Origin of the sequence: Polynucleobacter sp. MWH-UH35A, assembly GCF_018687075.1 — a bacterium.
Lineage (GTDB): Bacteria > Pseudomonadota > Gammaproteobacteria > Burkholderiales > Burkholderiaceae > Polynucleobacter.
Window position 1 is genome coordinate 1,726,728 of sequence record NZ_CP061285.1, and the last position, 14,012, is coordinate 1,740,739.

At 40.7% G+C, this 14,012-nt stretch carries 17 protein-coding genes and 1 tRNA gene; 5 read left to right on the top strand and 13 right to left on the bottom strand.

Annotated elements, in window-relative coordinates:
• Positions 1 to 117 precede the first annotated feature (117 nt).
• The 5 genes from recX to ICV36_RS08965 form a co-directional block, all read right to left on the bottom strand.
• Positions 118 to 639 carry a recombination regulator RecX gene (recX, locus tag ICV36_RS08945; protein ID WP_215400346.1) on the bottom strand — a complete coding sequence of 174 codons (522 nt, stop codon included), beginning with the start codon at positions 637 to 639 and terminating at the stop codon, positions 118 to 120.
• A 17-nt stretch (positions 640 to 656) separates the two neighbouring features.
• Entirely contained in the window at positions 657 to 1,745 is a 1,089-nt protein-coding gene (recA, locus tag ICV36_RS08950; protein WP_215400347.1) for a recombinase RecA, read from the bottom strand.
• A gap of 107 nt (positions 1,746 to 1,852) precedes the next feature.
• Positions 1,853 to 2,395, bottom strand: coding sequence for a DUF2878 domain-containing protein (locus tag ICV36_RS08955; RefSeq protein ID WP_215400348.1), 543 nt, complete (start codon positions 2,393 to 2,395; stop codon positions 1,853 to 1,855).
• 53 nt (positions 2,396 to 2,448) lie between these two features.
• A tRNA-Met gene (locus ICV36_RS08960) sits at positions 2,449 to 2,525 on the bottom strand.
• Positions 2,526 to 2,691: 166 nt separating this feature from the next.
• A complete protein-coding gene (locus ICV36_RS08965) occupies positions 2,692 to 2,859 on the bottom strand; it encodes a hypothetical protein (protein ID WP_215400349.1) in 168 nt (55 codons plus the stop codon).
• A gap of 22 nt (positions 2,860 to 2,881) precedes the next feature.
• On the opposite strand from ICV36_RS08965, the gene ICV36_RS08970 reads away from it, so the two are divergent.
• Positions 2,882 to 3,475, top strand: coding sequence for a hypothetical protein (locus ICV36_RS08970; RefSeq protein ID WP_215400350.1), 594 nt, complete (start codon positions 2,882 to 2,884; stop codon positions 3,473 to 3,475).
• Here ICV36_RS08970 and ICV36_RS08975 read toward each other — a convergent pair.
• From ICV36_RS08975 to ICV36_RS08985, 3 genes are all read right to left on the bottom strand, one after another.
• A complete protein-coding gene (locus ICV36_RS08975) occupies positions 3,456 to 3,605 on the bottom strand; it encodes a hypothetical protein (RefSeq protein ID WP_215400351.1) in 150 nt (49 codons plus the stop codon). The genes ICV36_RS08970 and ICV36_RS08975 overlap by 20 nt on opposite strands.
• A 41-nt stretch (positions 3,606 to 3,646) precedes the next feature.
• On the bottom strand, positions 3,647 to 4,672 hold the full coding sequence (locus ICV36_RS08980) for a tyrosine-type recombinase/integrase (protein ID WP_215400352.1): 1,026 nt from the start codon (positions 4,670 to 4,672) through the stop codon (positions 3,647 to 3,649).
• Positions 4,673 to 4,742: 70 nt separating this feature from the next.
• Complete coding sequence (locus tag ICV36_RS08985; RefSeq protein ID WP_215400353.1) at positions 4,743 to 5,183, bottom strand: DUF6641 family protein; 441 nt, start codon at positions 5,181 to 5,183, stop codon at positions 4,743 to 4,745.
• 732 nt (positions 5,184 to 5,915) lie between these two features.
• On the opposite strand from ICV36_RS08985, the gene ICV36_RS08990 reads away from it, so the two are divergent.
• Positions 5,916 to 6,935, top strand: a complete 1,020-nt coding sequence (locus tag ICV36_RS08990) for a hypothetical protein (protein ID WP_215400354.1) — start codon at positions 5,916 to 5,918, stop codon at positions 6,933 to 6,935.
• Here the strand turns inward: ICV36_RS08990 and ICV36_RS08995 are convergent.
• Positions 6,932 to 8,014 carry a DNA cytosine methyltransferase gene (locus ICV36_RS08995; protein WP_251374998.1) on the bottom strand — a complete coding sequence of 361 codons (1,083 nt, stop codon included), beginning with the start codon at positions 8,012 to 8,014 and terminating at the stop codon, positions 6,932 to 6,934. The genes ICV36_RS08990 and ICV36_RS08995 overlap by 4 nt on opposite strands.
• 391 nt (positions 8,015 to 8,405) lie before the next feature.
• On the opposite strand from ICV36_RS08995, the gene ICV36_RS09000 reads away from it, so the two are divergent.
• Positions 8,406 to 8,990, top strand: coding sequence for a site-specific integrase (locus ICV36_RS09000; RefSeq protein ID WP_215401622.1), 585 nt, complete (start codon positions 8,406 to 8,408; stop codon positions 8,988 to 8,990).
• A gap of 52 nt (positions 8,991 to 9,042) precedes the next feature.
• Here ICV36_RS09000 and ICV36_RS09005 read toward each other — a convergent pair whose 3' ends face one another.
• Positions 9,043 to 9,741, bottom strand: a complete 699-nt coding sequence (locus tag ICV36_RS09005; RefSeq protein ID WP_215400355.1) for an AAA family ATPase — start codon at positions 9,739 to 9,741, stop codon at positions 9,043 to 9,045.
• 65 nt (positions 9,742 to 9,806) lie between these two features.
• A complete protein-coding gene (locus ICV36_RS09010) occupies positions 9,807 to 10,595 on the bottom strand; it encodes a hypothetical protein (RefSeq protein ID WP_215400356.1) in 789 nt (262 codons plus the stop codon).
• Between the two features lie 138 nt (positions 10,596 to 10,733).
• On the opposite strand from ICV36_RS09010, the gene ICV36_RS09015 reads away from it, so the two are divergent.
• Complete coding sequence (locus ICV36_RS09015) at positions 10,734 to 11,474, top strand: hypothetical protein (protein ID WP_215400357.1); 741 nt, start codon at positions 10,734 to 10,736, stop codon at positions 11,472 to 11,474.
• A gap of 76 nt (positions 11,475 to 11,550) precedes the next feature.
• Positions 11,551 to 12,009 (top strand): hypothetical protein, encoded by a 459-nt coding sequence (locus tag ICV36_RS09020; RefSeq protein ID WP_215400358.1) that lies wholly within the window; start codon positions 11,551 to 11,553, stop codon positions 12,007 to 12,009.
• Between the two features lie 28 nt (positions 12,010 to 12,037).
• On the opposite strand, the gene ICV36_RS09025 is transcribed toward ICV36_RS09020, so the two are convergent.
• Together ICV36_RS09025 and ICV36_RS09030 are read right to left on the bottom strand one after the other, a co-directional pair.
• Positions 12,038 to 13,246, bottom strand: a complete 1,209-nt coding sequence (locus tag ICV36_RS09025) for a tyrosine-type recombinase/integrase (RefSeq protein WP_215400359.1) — start codon at positions 13,244 to 13,246, stop codon at positions 12,038 to 12,040.
• Between the two features lie 308 nt (positions 13,247 to 13,554).
• The gene (locus tag ICV36_RS09030; RefSeq protein ID WP_215400360.1) at positions 13,555 to 13,989 is read right to left on the bottom strand and encodes a hypothetical protein; all 435 of its coding nucleotides are present in this window, start codon (positions 13,987 to 13,989) and stop codon (positions 13,555 to 13,557) included.
• Between the last annotated feature and the right edge of the window lie 23 nt (positions 13,990 to 14,012).

Below are 14,012 nucleotides of genomic sequence, written 5' to 3' on the forward strand. Positions count from 1 at the left end.
GCTTACTCGAGAAATAGCTAAATTAGCCAAATTTGAATAAATGTGAGCGGCTTGACCGACTTCATAAGTCTATCATGTTGCAATGCCGCAAATCGTGTTTTCCGATCCGTAATTGCCCTAATCGGGGGTCTGACCACTAATCACCTTGGCGACCACTTCAGAGCCAAAACCCTTGGATGCTAGAAACCGATACTGTCTTGCTTTTTCCTTTTGGTCCTGGGGGCAAACACCGTATTTCCTGGTCCAGAGATCAAAAGCCCTCTGAAACTCAGTCTCTTTAAGAGTCCCAAGAAGTTTGGATGACTGCTTGGAATCCACGCCAGCCCTTTCGAGCTCATCGGCGATCTTACGCATCCCATAGCGCTCACTACGCCTTCGAACCAGAGCCTCAGCAAAGCGCTCGTCGGATAACCAACCTCTGGCCTCAAAGTCGTCCAAGACAGCCTCAATTTGAGAATGCCTGGACTCTGGAGTTTGCTCTGCCTGTTCACAACCTAACTTGCCCCATCTAACCTCGGATTCAGCTAATTTGGCAGCCAAGCCCTTGCGGCTATATTCTCGCTGCGACAAAAGGCGCAAAGCCCGAGCTTTAAGACTCGGGCTTTGCTTCACTTTCTGATTACCGCTCGGATCTGACATTGAATTACTCAACGCACTTATTCGACTTCTTCCTCGCTCAGCACATCAGTCACCACTGCTGAACCAGATTTAACGCCCAATTTCTCACGAATCTTTGCTTCAATATCTTTAGCAATGGCTGGATTCCCTTTTAAAAACTCACGCACATTGTCTTTGCCCTGACCAATACGCTCACCGTTGTAGCTATACCAAGAGCCTGACTTCTCAACGAGATCAGCTTCGACACCCATATCAATAATTTCGCCCTCCCTGGAAATACCAGCGCCGTACATGATGTCAAAAATCGCTTCGCGGAACGGAGGAGAGACCTTGTTTTTCACAACCTTCACACGGGTTTCATTACCAACAACCTCATCGCCCTTTTTGATGCTACCGATGCGACGGATGTCTAAACGCATAGAGGCATAGAACTTCAGCGCATTACCACCAGTAGTGGTTTCTGGAGAGCCAAACATTACGCCAATCTTCATACGAATTTGGTTAATGAAGATCACAGTAGTATTAGTGCGCTTGATAGCACCAGTCAACTTACGTAAAGCTTGGCTCATCAAACGCGCTTGTAGGCCCGGCAATGAATCGCCCATATCGCCTTCAATCTCAGCTCTTGGAACCAAAGCGGCAACAGAATCGATTACGATCAAATCAATCGAGCCTGAGCGTACCAAAGCATCTGCAATTTCTAGAGCTTGCTCACCGGTATCAGGCTGAGAGATCAGCAAATTATTTACATCGACCCCCAGCTTTCCGGCGTATTGCACATCTAAGGCATGTTCTGCGTCAATAAATGCGCAAGTCCCACCAAGCTTTTGCATTTCTGCAATAGCGTGCAATGTGAGTGTTGTTTTGCCAGAAGATTCTGGGCCGTAGATTTCAATCACACGGCCGCGTGCCAGACCACCAACCCCAAGAGCTATATCTAATCCAAGTGAACCACTAGAAACTACCTGAATATCTTCACTAATTTCAGCATCGCCCAATCTCATGATTGAGCCTTTGCCAAATTGCTTTTCAATTTGTGCCAGCGCTGCTGTTAATGCTTTTTGCTTGTCTCCGCTCATCCCTTCAAATTCTGAAGAGGCTGATTTTCTTTTGTCATCCAAGGCCATTTTTATTCCCTTTTCGCTATGTATTGGGCTTTTTCCCGAAGTTTTATCTACTGTGTAACAACTTAGGAGTTACTGTATATAAAAACAGTAGTATTTGCAAGCGACTTTTAAACTGAATTTACGGATTTTTTACTAAGCTGCGTATGATTAGCTCGATCCCAATAGAAAAAGAGGGGAATTGCCATGGCCCAGACCACCCCAACGAAGATAAATCCAGTGATTTGACCGCCTGCACCCCATCCTCCAGCACCCATCCGGATGCCAGCTTCATAAGACATGGGGCCGGCAATACCCCCTAAAACAGCCCCTAGAACGGGCCTACCCCGCAACCAAGTCATGGATCCATTGATGGTGGTGGCAACCAAAACCCATAAAACCCACATCCAGAGAGGCGATAAATAAGGTGACGGCCAGTCATCCCGAAAATCGAGGTAACCCAAATGCATGATGAGGGTGTCAGCCACAAGGCCAAAGATAAAGGCTTTAAATAAAAGGTTAATTTCTGTTTTGGGATTAGGCGAACGCCAAGCGTGGAAAGCAATATAGATCAAAGTAAGCACTACCGCCCAAAACACCTCTCTATTGGCGGCGCCCAGCACACAGGCAAACCAACCAAGCTGGAAAATAACAAAGTTCCAAAATTTAGCCATACCCAGCACCCTAAGAAAAAAGGCCACTGCCGAGGGGCAATGGCCTTTAGATTTGGTGGCGAATCAGGGATTTGAACCCCGGACCTGCGGATTATGATTCCGTCGCTCTAACCAGCTGAGCTAATTCGCCGAAGGTGTGATTGTAGCAAATCCGCCCCACATTCTGCTTGACGCTGGGGCAAATGCTATTTCCTATGTGTTTTAACTGTAGCTAACTCTGCCTAATCGTGCAACCGTGTAGTTCTACGGTGCTTAATCCTGTTTAAGGGTGTTTAACCCTACTTCGCTTTTCCTGCTTACGCAGAAACTGCTTTTTGTAAATTTTGCTGTGCTTTGGTAATTTTTTGACGCTTACGTTCGCTGTCTAACGCTTTACTGACATTATCTTTCTGTCGCTTTAATGCATCCAAGCGTGCCTGTTGCGGAGTAAGCGGCTTAATTGGTTGAATTTCGTTAATCCTCATATAGTATTTAGCGAAAGACACTTTGAAAGAATTTATGACTGTTGGCGTTGATTTGCTACTAAAAGCAGGCTCTGTAGTATTGACTACAGTTTTAGCGGTTGTTATCAAAAAAATATTGGAAGACAAGCCCAAGCTAATAACCTATTTAGTTCACGCCTCAGCAATCCCCTTAAATATCCAATCGCCATCACCTCAGCAAACATCACAAGTCAATATTCATACTTTTGTCGTTAAAAATACAGGGAGAGTCTCAGCAAAGAATGTTCGGATTGGACATAACTATCTTCCCAATAGCTTTCAAGTCTTTCCACAGGTTAATTATCAAATTCTTAACAACGCTAATGACTCAGCGGAAATTCTTATTCCAGTCCTTGTGGCTGGAGAAGAGATTGCTATCTCTTATCTTTACTTCCCTCCCACTCTATATACAAATATCAATTCATACACAAAATCAGATGAGGGATTTGCGAAGATGGTTACCACCATACCCATTCCCCAACCAACTAGACTGGCAAAAATAGTGGTGCTGGGGTTAATGTTTGTTGGTGCTTCCTCAATACTGTATTGGATTGCAAGTTACTTTTTTGCGCCATACCTTAGCGAGTTAATTGCATAGGTGGCGATACAACATTGTTGGCGCCGTACTGTTGCTGAACTAACTTGTAAGCATAGTTGGGATTTTCTGCAAACACGATGGTGCTCATTACTACCCCACCGACTTTAACGATTGCTTTGTATTGATGCATATGAGTATTTATACGGTGTCGTTTTAAACGACACCAATTGCTTAGATAAGCACCTTCAAAATTACATCCCGCTTTTGCTCAAGCGTATAACCCACAGTCCCGTAAGTATTAAATTCACTTCCCCCACTGCTGTGCCCAGTAATACTCTCAGCGAGGCGTGTGGGTATGTCATTCCTTGCCTTCATCCTATCAATGATTGCGTGTCTAAACATATGACTTTTAAAGTCAAACTCCTTTAGTGTTTTCTTAATGATTTGCGAACAACTACTGTTGCCGTTATCCCTTGCGTAGTGCGGTACAAACCATTCGCTATTTTTCTTCTTTGCAATCTTGTATAACTCCTTTGCGGCATCTAATGAAACTCCACAAAGTGGTACAGCACGAATGCTTGATTTTGTTTTTCTGTCACTCAACGCATTTCGCCTTATCCATAAGTGCGGAATATCGTGCTCTAAAACACAATCCTCCAATCTTGCAAATAGTGGTTCTGACAACCTAAAACCCGTATTAAGCTGAATGAGTGCTACTAACTTATGTGGTGTTGAGTTTCTTAATAAGCATTCTTTGACTTGATGAATGAGTTGCGTCGTAATAATTGGCATTGGACGCTTGTTATCACCTTCCCCCCTAATCTTTAATGCTCTAAATGGACTTAGCCTATCTATGTCCAAATGCTTAAATGCCATATTCAGCATTGCGTTGAGTGTGTTGTTATGTTTCCGAACGCTAGTTGGACTCAACCCTCTTGCAAGCTGATAATCCCTATATTCAGTAATGTGCCAATGCTTTAGCTCATCTAAAGTTAAATCACCAAAAAAATCTTTAAAACTACGGAAGTGATAGTTAGCGTGTTTAACAAATGTTGGACGGTGTGACGATGTAGCTTCATTCATATAGATTTGAAAAGCATCTGTAATCGTTGGCAATTTTCCATTCTTCTGCTTTGCCAAATGCTCGCTAATAACTTTGGCGAGGAACTCTTCTTCAAAGTTCATACCATTGACATTAATTAAGCGTTCAATTTTGTCAAAGACTATTGGATGGGGTTTTATTACGATAGCTCGCATAGTTTTCCTTGTTAAAGTAAAGTTGGATTGCTCGGCGATGGGTGTCGTTTAAAACGACACCCTTACCAACCTACTTACGAAAACCCGCCTTTAGTGCTCCACTAGCTAATTCAATCTGACTGTCTAATTCACCAGCCTCTACTGCTTGTTTAATTGCGGAGAGTGCTTTTACTAGCTCATCAGCACTTGAAACTTCTACGCTATGTTTGCCTTTAGCCAGCTCTATAACTTTTGTTCCGTACTTAACGGACACACAAACCTTACCCGCTTCATTCTTAAACCACCACTCTCTCAATCTTTTATTCACTTCTACGCTTTTACGTAATCCAGTTTCTGCATCTTTAACTGTGCGAAACTTTTTCACCGTAAAGCTAGTGCCATCTATATGAGATTTCGCTAGCTGTATCTGCTCCCACAATTTATTACTCAGCTTATTACGACGAAACACTATTTGCGGAATATGTGTTGGTTTTTTTGCTGTTGATAATTTCAATCCATCTAATGTGCTCATTTTTTTCTCCTATAAGTTAATGGGCACACTTAATTTATTACCAGAATTTCGGTTTGGACAACCGAAATCTGCCTAAAGAAACCAAATCAATTGTGTAAAAAATAATTGGTTTTATTTGGTATTGCATAAATATCTATACAAATGAGACATAAAAGTTGGCACGCTGAATGTAATAGTGCTGTGTAATCCGTTCTGATGTGTGACGGTAAGCAAACGAGTTGCTCATTACTCGCTGTATCGCACTACCTAGCTATATGCTAGATGCCTTAAATGCCACACCAATGTGTAGAAGCGTTTGCGATGCTGTAATGGTTAGAGCGTAGTGATACGCAAATAAAGTGAGTGGGATGCCACAATTAAACCCACAAACACTCTACAAAGCTACTGGTATAGGCTGTGGAGTTGTTGCGTAAGACGAGCACATAAAAGGTGATAGCAAAACCTACCTTCCTTGTTAAATCAAGTTGTGTGTATGCCAGTTATGTAAAACCTCAGCAAAAGGTTGTTTATCGCTACGCTCTTAAATGAGCGTGGCTTATGGCTCCTAGCAAAAGGGATTAAAGACAAAATCAATCAAAAAGATATAAGAGAAAGTGTGACGAACAAAAGCGATAGCTTTTGTGAAGGCACAGGCAGACTGCGAAGTAGTTTGCCTTTAAATCAAGTACTACCTATGCGATATATGTTTTTATTGATAACATTCTTATAGTTTTAATACCAAAGAATGCGTATATGAATGAAACTAATAGAGTTATAGATAGCCTTCAAAAGGTTCTCTGTACTGCTACAAGCACAGTATCAGACTCTCGTGTTGAAAATAATGACTACTTTAAACGTCGTGTTTTAGGGTTTAAGGCAGAGATAGAGTTTGAGAAAGCAGTTAAAGACTTCTCAAGTGAACTCCATTTTGTAGAAGGCGGACAGTTTATTTCTAAAAAGATAAGCGGTGCGGCAGATGACAAAAACACATTTTTCTATACAACAATTGATTACGAAGCACCAACTGCTTATACAAGTGTATATAAACGCATATCTCAATGGGATGAAGTTGATGAGATGCTTTATATCCAAGTATTAGAAAATGATTGGACAACAGAACCTTTTAACATTACTCAACACGATGGTGTTAAAGCAACAACAACCATTCTGAAACCAAAGTTTATTTTTTATCAATTTGATAAGACAACATCTACTTTTACAAATCATCTAATACAAGATTTTTCCGTAATCCTTCAGCACTTCAATGAACCCGCAAGAAAACCGAGTTTATTTAAGATTAGAGGAGATGAACAGTTTAGGTATTTCGAACAATACGATATTCGCACGCTTAAGAAAATCTACGCTACTCGCTATTTTTTAGACAACATAATGAGACAAGCACAAGGCAGGCAGTTCATTGACTTGGATGGTTTCATACTCAAAAACGACAAAGTGGTATTAGTTGAGATTAAAGAAAAGTCTCCGATTGAGGATGGTGAGTCAATGACAAAATGGCAGTATGGATGGGACTCACGCAGACTTCTTTGGTATCTATACTTACTTAATAAACTTGATTTGGCAGTTCTATATAACGTACGACGAGTAAATAATAGAACGGATAGGTTGTTTGTCCAGTGGGACTCTCTGTTTATTGATGACTTCTTAAAAGGAGTTAGTTGGAGCAATAGCAGAGGCGGTGGAGGTGGAGAAGATACGCTTCTCGCACCATATCTTTACTTCAAACGCTTGAATGAAATATTAGAAACGCTTTAAGTCTTCAACGCTTTTAAAGCGGCGGAGACTTTTTCTTTTTTAATCTTTTCTACGTTTATCTTTTTATGCTCAACCTTTTTGAGGTTGATTTTCTTCATTGTCTTAAGAACTTCCTTTGCTAAAGCATTTACAACAGGAACAGCAACGCTGTTTCCAAACTGCTTATATGTTTGTGTATCACTTGCAGGAAGCACAAAGTTGTCGGGAAATCCTTGTAGTCTTGCCGCTTCGCGTGGAGTGAGTTTGCGAGGATTCTTTCCTTTTTGCTCTATTAGAATCTCTGAACCATCTTTGTAATATCTTGCTGAAATAGTGCTTGTATATTTTGATTTCTCATTAAACAATGAGTATCCAAAACCATTTCCTTTTTCTATGTGTTCTGCTTTTCTTCTTTGATGTCCCGCCCACAATGTATCTGAGATTGTGTATTTCGCATCTACTTTTTTCTCAAGTATGTCGCCGACTTTCACTTCTGTTTTTGGAGGTATTGGAAATGTGAAATTCACATTTCCCAAAAATCCAATGATGTAGATACGTTCTCTATTCTGAGGAACTCCGAAGTCTTTAGCGTTTAGCACTTCAGCAAATACGCTATACCCCATACCTTCCAACACTTCCTTAACCACTTGAAATGTATTTCCACCGTCGTGTGTTCTAAACCTCTTAACATTCTCTAAAAAGACAACGCGGGGACGATGGTGGTTTACGATTCTTGCTACATCAAAGAATAATGTTCCCCTAGTGTCAGCCAATCCCTTTTTAAGTCCCGCTTGTGAAAAAGGCTGGCAAGGAAAACCTGCCAATAGGATGTCAAACGGAGGGATTGTTTTCTCATCTACTGCAGTAATATCCCCAAAAGGTTTATCCCCAAAATTTGCCTCATAGGTTTTCTGTGCGGCTTCATCCCATTCTGAAGTGAATACCGTTTCACAACCCTCTAGCTCAAAGCCCATACGAATACCACCTATACCCGCAAATAAATCAATCATTCGCGGGCTGCTCTTACTATATTTCTTTACTTTCACATTCCCAAAAAAATCACGCTGTAATTCTTTTGGTGCTTTTGCAACTTTTTTCATATTTCAGAACTTAACTCAATATATTTTGTGAAGCTATTTTACTTTCAACTTCAAAATCAAGTTGGGTGTTTTGGAGCTTCAAAACCAAGCTGTAAGCACAATAAACAAAACAGCGAATAGCAGTACAGCAGAGAAGTACTTAAACAGCGTATAGACGCTATACGCGAGTCTTCCCAATTCTGTGGGAAATAGACGACAAATTCCATAAATAAAACAATGTAATCAAATATACAAAAGATTACATTTCACCCGAAAAAATACACATCTCATTGATTTATGGAAGGATTTTTATTTGATGCATAACTCGCACTATGCGGTAGGAAAAAATAAACAAAGAAAACATACTTTAGACATAGCAAAACTTTGGTTAGGTACGAAAAAGGAGAAAACTATGTCTAAGCAAGCAAAAACACTCAATCAAGCTGAATTACGCAGAGTACTTGATTACATTGCAACCCGCAAACACGCACTAAGAAATAGAGCGATGCTTTTGATGACTCATTTAGCGGGACTAAGGTGCGGAGAAGTATCTTCGCTTCGCTATAAGGATGTAGTCGATGCTGAAGGCAAAGTAAGAAATGAAATACGATTAAGTGGAGAACAAACAAAGGGTGGTACGGCAAGAACGGTTTTTGTTAGTGAGCGACTACGAAAAGAATTAGAACAGTACGTTATGTTCTTTCGACTATGCAAACTAGATGATTCAAATGTAAAGTTTTTTTATAGTCAAAAACGGGATAGCGACGGCTTCACTCCGAACACCTGTGCCCAGTACTTCCACTATCTATACAAAAAAGCCGGCATTGATGGTGCAAGTAGCCACAGCGGAAGACGCTCATTTGCAACCGCAATTGCTTCGAAGGGTGTGGGTATAAAAGTTTTACAAAAGCTATTGGGACATAAAAATATTCAAACTACTAGTGTTTATATCTACGCAAGTGACGATATGCTTCGCAAAGCTGTGGAGCTTGCATAAAAAAGCCCGCTATAAGCGGGCTTAATCTACTACTGTCGTTTAAAACGACTGTCTATGCCGCTACCTTCAGTTGCATCCCATTCTTTCTGTAATGTCGAACAACTAGCTGTCTTGCCGCAAGCATAATTTCACGTGCACTTCCATTGCAAAGCTCAATAATTCTTAAAGCATCTTCGTCTGTAACGTGCATTACTCCGTAGTCACTCAGTACTTGCTTAAACTTATCTAACCAAGCTGTAGCGGGTGCCGCATTAAATTCAATGCGTATGCACCTATCTTGCACTCCACGCTCTATTGCACTAAGTTTATTTGTTGTAAGTATGAACACATTTTGAAAGCTCGCAACATTCATTGCCGCTTTTAACGAATCCATTGCCTCTGTTCGCAAGTTATCCACTTCGTCCAATACATAGTAGTTATAGCGATTGCAGTAAGGCATCAGTACTGCTTTGTGCTTAATGCTATCAATAACTTTCGCTCCGTTATCACCACCTTGTGAAATATTCACATACGTAGCAAAGTTCGCTTGCTCATTACCAAACGAAGACTCGAATAAATCGGGCAATAGCTTTGCCAATGCCGACTTCCCCGTACCATTTACCCCATAAAGCAATATGCCGTTCTTACCACTTGCAGGAAACCCTAGTGCTCCACTTACACAGTCTTCAATTACTTCCCTTGCATCTTGCGAATGAAACACAATGTCGTCAATCGTACGTGGTGTATAGCGTTCATCAAAATCTTTAAACATTATTCTCTCCATTTTTAGACAAAAAAAGGGCACAGCAATTACGCTGTGCCCGAAGTGATAACTACTTAAGCGACGTCTTTAATAGACTGAGTTAGTTGAGCGTCGTTACTAGCTTTAGTACGCTCCTCAGCTTTTGACTTAATACTGTCCTTGTTAGCAGAGTAATACGCTGACAATGCTGTATTAATAGCTGTTTCACTATACGTAACTGCATTTGCTACTAGCTCACCACTTGCCCGCTGTGTAGCAACAATAACTACTTGTTGCCCAACTTTTGCACTATCAAGCTGTTTAGCTAATGCTTCCCCGCTAACTTTTGCTAAAGACTGCTCTACGACAGTATTTTTAGCAAGTTCAGCTTTAGCTTTAGTACTTAACGCATTACCTTTAGCTAAGCGGATTTCTTGCACCCCACCCCTACTTTCAATAAAACCTGCAATTTGTGCTTCAGTTTTATTTTCAGCAAGTGCCGCACGTAAAACAATGCTGTAAGTACTTGTACGACGTCTATCAGCACCAAACACACACTTAACAATTTTTGTAAGCGTATGTGAAGACTTAGCAAACACATATCCTTTTAAATTAATGTATGTCTGTAAATCATCACGCATTTGTTTTGCTTTTTCATTGTCTTCCGACATTGAAAGATATGTACCGTAGCAACGTGCTAACAACTTATACAACTGCTCATTACTTGTACGAGCTACTGTGTTTTCCCACGCTTCTCTATCAAGCACTAACTGCTCAATGAAGGAAAACTTATAGCTATTACTTTTGCTACTAGTGTCGTTTAAAACGACAGAAGTGTTATCAGCAGTAGTTTTAACAGGATTATTTAACAATTTTTCGAACATAACAAACTCGCTTTCTTTTAAATTAAAAAATTAGAATGTGTTAATAAAATATCAACCTCATCCATAACATCTATTTTACTTTTTATCGTTTTTTTGAGATACTAGAAAGCAATTAATTGCAATTTACTTGTTAATAAAATGACTACAACCCCCGTACATTTCCTCGCTCCTTATCCGCTATTTGGCAAAAAGCAAAAACCCCTTTCTATTGCTTACCAACAACGTAGTCCGTTTTACTGGTGGTGGGCATATTTACGACGCAATACTGACTACTTAAAGTGTTGCGAAAACAATGGTGCTGGCAAGCTAGCAAAGCTATATAAAGAATTTGGAGATGTACGAGATACTGACTTTAAGAAATGGTGGAGTGAAGGCAATAGAGGGGCTTATCTGTTTGGTGAAAAGCGAAGTGCCCTTATTCCAAAAGTGCTCAATGACAAATCAGAATGGGAAGATGATTGGGATTATCAAAATGTAATGGTTGTAGCATTGCCACTCACAATGGGCAAAAGAGAGTTGCAAAGTCGATTTGCCAAACTACTTAATAAAAGACATACAGCTAAAAGAGGTAGAACTGCTAAGAAGTTAGACAAGAGTACCGCTAGATTTCCATTAAACCGCAACTACACAATCGAAAGTTTGCAGAAGGCATTGGATGTCTATGACTGCTACAGTAGATTGGTTAAATTAAACGGCAAAGCTAAGTTATGGGAAGTGGGTGTTGAGCTAAGACTAGTTAGAACAGCTATGCCATCGGCAAGCGATTTAAAGCAAGATACAGCTATCAAAAGAAATGTGATGGCAGCTACAGTCAAACGCTACCTCAAACAAGCAGAGAAAATCATTGCCAATACTTCACTAGGTGTCTTCCCCAGCTAACTAACGACAGATTAGACATTGGTTTATGTTACTTTTAATACATAAGCAATTTAGCAAACTTTGAATGGAAACCGTTATGGCAAGAGCACCTTTTAATGGTAAGCAAATGGTTGAGGCGGCAGTAGCTGGGGAGCTAACACCAACCCAAGTTAGGCAAGCACTTAAAAAAGCAACTGAACTTGGTTTATATGACATAGCTAGAAAACTAACAGAGTACTTAGTACAAGCAAATGAGTTTGCCAATGATGGTGCATCTAAAGAACTTAGAGAGCGTGTAGCTAAAGGAATTAGCTTGCTTAAAGGTTTGGGCTATCACCCAAACCGTACTGAGCAAAAACTAAGAAGGCGGGGAGTTGTTATCACCCTTAACGACATTGCAGTAAGTATGGAAATTAGCGATAACTTTAGAAGAATGATGTCCGCTGGTTATAAAGACTACACAACTGAAGCTATTGTTAAAGATTTTCCACAGTTTTTTAGCAAAGAAGCAGTGGATGCCTCTTTAGAAAAATTAAAGAAATATCAAAAAGAGTGAATTAAGACGGGTGTCGTTTAAAACGACACTACGCTAACCTCTCAGCCGCCATTGTTGCTGTGAGCTTGCTGTAGTGTCGCTCAATCATTCCTACGCTTGTACCCATTTGTTTTGCTAAGGTATGTATATCTATACCTTTAGCTAATGCTTGCGTAGCGTAAGTATGTCGCAAGCTGTATAGCGTTCTATTTTGTCCAGCACCATTCTTTAGCAAACCACTCTTTTTCATTAGGTGCCGAAAGATATTTTCAAGTAAATGCGGCATTTGCCCATCGGGCATCACAAATACCCTTCTATCTAGTTTTGCCTGTATTAGCTCATCCAAGCTCGCATATGGGAGCTGTTGCCATCTGTATAACCCCGTCAAAACGTCTAAAACGTCGTTTTTAGCGATTAAATACCTTGCACCCGTCTTCCCACTCACCCATATGCGTAAAAAGCGTTTAGAACCGCTGTAATGCCACTGTAGGTGTTTCCAACGCAAGGGCATAGACTCTGTACTGTGCCGAATACCTGTATTTGCTAAAAACTTCACATAGGCACTACACAGAATGCGAGGTTCCCCGCTATGTCTGTGATGGACGTCTTTGTGCCAAATCGGCATATACGCATAAAGCTGTTCTAGCTCTTCGTGTGTGAATGCGGGACGGGGTTCGCTTTTTGCTCCACGTGTATTTAATGTCGGCACTAACTTATTTCGCACATAACCATATTGCTTAGCCAATTCGACTACTCTGTTGTATGCCAGTGCGTGATGTTTCTTTGTAATTGCTTTTGGTTCTTTTCCCATCTCCGCAATTCGCCACGCTTCAAAATCTGCAACAAGTTCATTTGTAATTTCTTCAACGGGATATTTTCCGAAGAACGGAATAAGATACTTTTCCAAAATAAACAAATAGTCTTTGTAAGTGCGTGCCCCACGCTGACTGGTTGCTACACCACGCAATAATTTAATTTGTTCGTTTGCTAATTGCTTAAATGTCTTTGTTCGCAAACTAATGTTGTTCTCAATTTTGATTTTGACAACTTCAAACAAAGTCATTGCTTGCTTCTTTGCCTCCATTAAGTCGTCTGTGCCCGTACTAGCACTATGCCAGTCACCGTTGCTGAGCTTAAAGCGGCATTGCCACTGTGCCGACTGCGGACGCTTATAGACAGTGAGCTTGCCGTCTAGTAGCTTGATTTGCTTTGGTTGCGGGGCTGGAGCACTTGCGAAGAATTGTTGAAGTAGTGACATACGCACTAGTGTGCTGTCGTCTTGTATTTACTGCGACGATTAGTTTTTTCTTCGTAGTCAAAATCTCACACGATATTCTGCCAACGCAGACATTTGCGTGTTAGTATTTTTTCAATGCCAGTGTTTGTGGTGTGGTGCGAACAGGAGATTTTGCGTATGCTTAACGAAATGTTTTACAACTGTTTCATTACTCAATTTCGTCGTTATGATTCCGTCGCTCTAACCAGCTGAGCTAATTCGCCGAACTCGCTATTGTAAATGATCGGCATCCATCTGTCTAAACCAATCCAGCCTCATAGCCTAAATTCCTATTTAATCTGAAATACGCTTAATGCCTCATCCCGGCCATAAAAGACATTAAATTCAATTTTCTTAGCTAAAAACAGCTTTTTTAAGACCTCATCCTTGTTTTCAAAAACAATGGCTGTTTGCTCGGGGTAGCGAGAAAAGGGGTCGCTGTTAACGTCGACAACTACCCCATCAATCTTGATCTGCTTAATGGAGCGCTTATAAAGCCTATCGGGGCGTATAAAGATGAGGCGTTTTACGTACTTATCCAATACAAGCTTTTGCCCCTGTTCATTCGTCTTATAGTAATAAACCAACTCTTCTTTGCCATTAGTGGTCATGTCGCGCTCCTCATCCCACTTTGCATAAGCACACTGGCTGGCTATGCCAGCGAACACCAGCAGGACGAAGCGACTAAGCGCAACTATTCTTTTCTGTTGAATGAAGTTCATCATGCGTTCATATTAGCCCAAGCTAG

What these genes read in the sequence shown, in the direction of transcription:
- recX (WP_215400346.1), bottom strand. Translation starts at nt 639, where the DNA reads ATGTCAGATCCGAGCGGTAATCAGAAAGTGAAGCAAAGCCCGAGTCTT.
- recA (WP_215400347.1), bottom strand. Translation starts at nt 1,745, where the DNA reads ATGGCCTTGGATGACAAAAGAAAATCAGCCTCTTCAGAATTTGAAGGG.
- ICV36_RS08955 (WP_215400348.1), bottom strand. Translation starts at nt 2,395, where the DNA reads ATGGCTAAATTTTGGAACTTTGTTATTTTCCAGCTTGGTTGGTTTGCC.
- ICV36_RS08965 (WP_215400349.1), bottom strand. Translation starts at nt 2,859, where the DNA reads ATGAGGATTAACGAAATTCAACCAATTAAGCCGCTTACTCCGCAACAG.
- ICV36_RS08975 (WP_215400351.1), bottom strand. Translation starts at nt 3,605, where the DNA reads ATGCATCAATACAAAGCAATCGTTAAAGTCGGTGGGGTAGTAATGAGC.
- ICV36_RS08980 (WP_215400352.1), bottom strand. Translation starts at nt 4,672, where the DNA reads ATGCGAGCTATCGTAATAAAACCCCATCCAATAGTCTTTGACAAAATT.
- ICV36_RS08985 (WP_215400353.1), bottom strand. Translation starts at nt 5,183, where the DNA reads ATGAGCACATTAGATGGATTGAAATTATCAACAGCAAAAAAACCAACA.
- ICV36_RS08990 (WP_215400354.1), top strand. Translation starts at nt 5,916, where the DNA reads ATGAATGAAACTAATAGAGTTATAGATAGCCTTCAAAAGGTTCTCTGT.
- ICV36_RS08995 (WP_251374998.1), bottom strand. Translation starts at nt 8,014, where the DNA reads ATGAAAAAAGTTGCAAAAGCACCAAAAGAATTACAGCGTGATTTTTTT.
- ICV36_RS09000 (WP_215401622.1), top strand. Translation starts at nt 8,406, where the DNA reads ATGTCTAAGCAAGCAAAAACACTCAATCAAGCTGAATTACGCAGAGTA.
- ICV36_RS09005 (WP_215400355.1), bottom strand. Translation starts at nt 9,741, where the DNA reads ATGTTTAAAGATTTTGATGAACGCTATACACCACGTACGATTGACGAC.
- ICV36_RS09010 (WP_215400356.1), bottom strand. Translation starts at nt 10,595, where the DNA reads ATGTTCGAAAAATTGTTAAATAATCCTGTTAAAACTACTGCTGATAAC.
- ICV36_RS09015 (WP_215400357.1), top strand. Translation starts at nt 10,734, where the DNA reads ATGACTACAACCCCCGTACATTTCCTCGCTCCTTATCCGCTATTTGGC.
- ICV36_RS09020 (WP_215400358.1), top strand. Translation starts at nt 11,551, where the DNA reads ATGGCAAGAGCACCTTTTAATGGTAAGCAAATGGTTGAGGCGGCAGTA.
- ICV36_RS09025 (WP_215400359.1), bottom strand. Translation starts at nt 13,246, where the DNA reads ATGTCACTACTTCAACAATTCTTCGCAAGTGCTCCAGCCCCGCAACCA.
- ICV36_RS09030 (WP_215400360.1), bottom strand. Translation starts at nt 13,989, where the DNA reads ATGATGAACTTCATTCAACAGAAAAGAATAGTTGCGCTTAGTCGCTTC.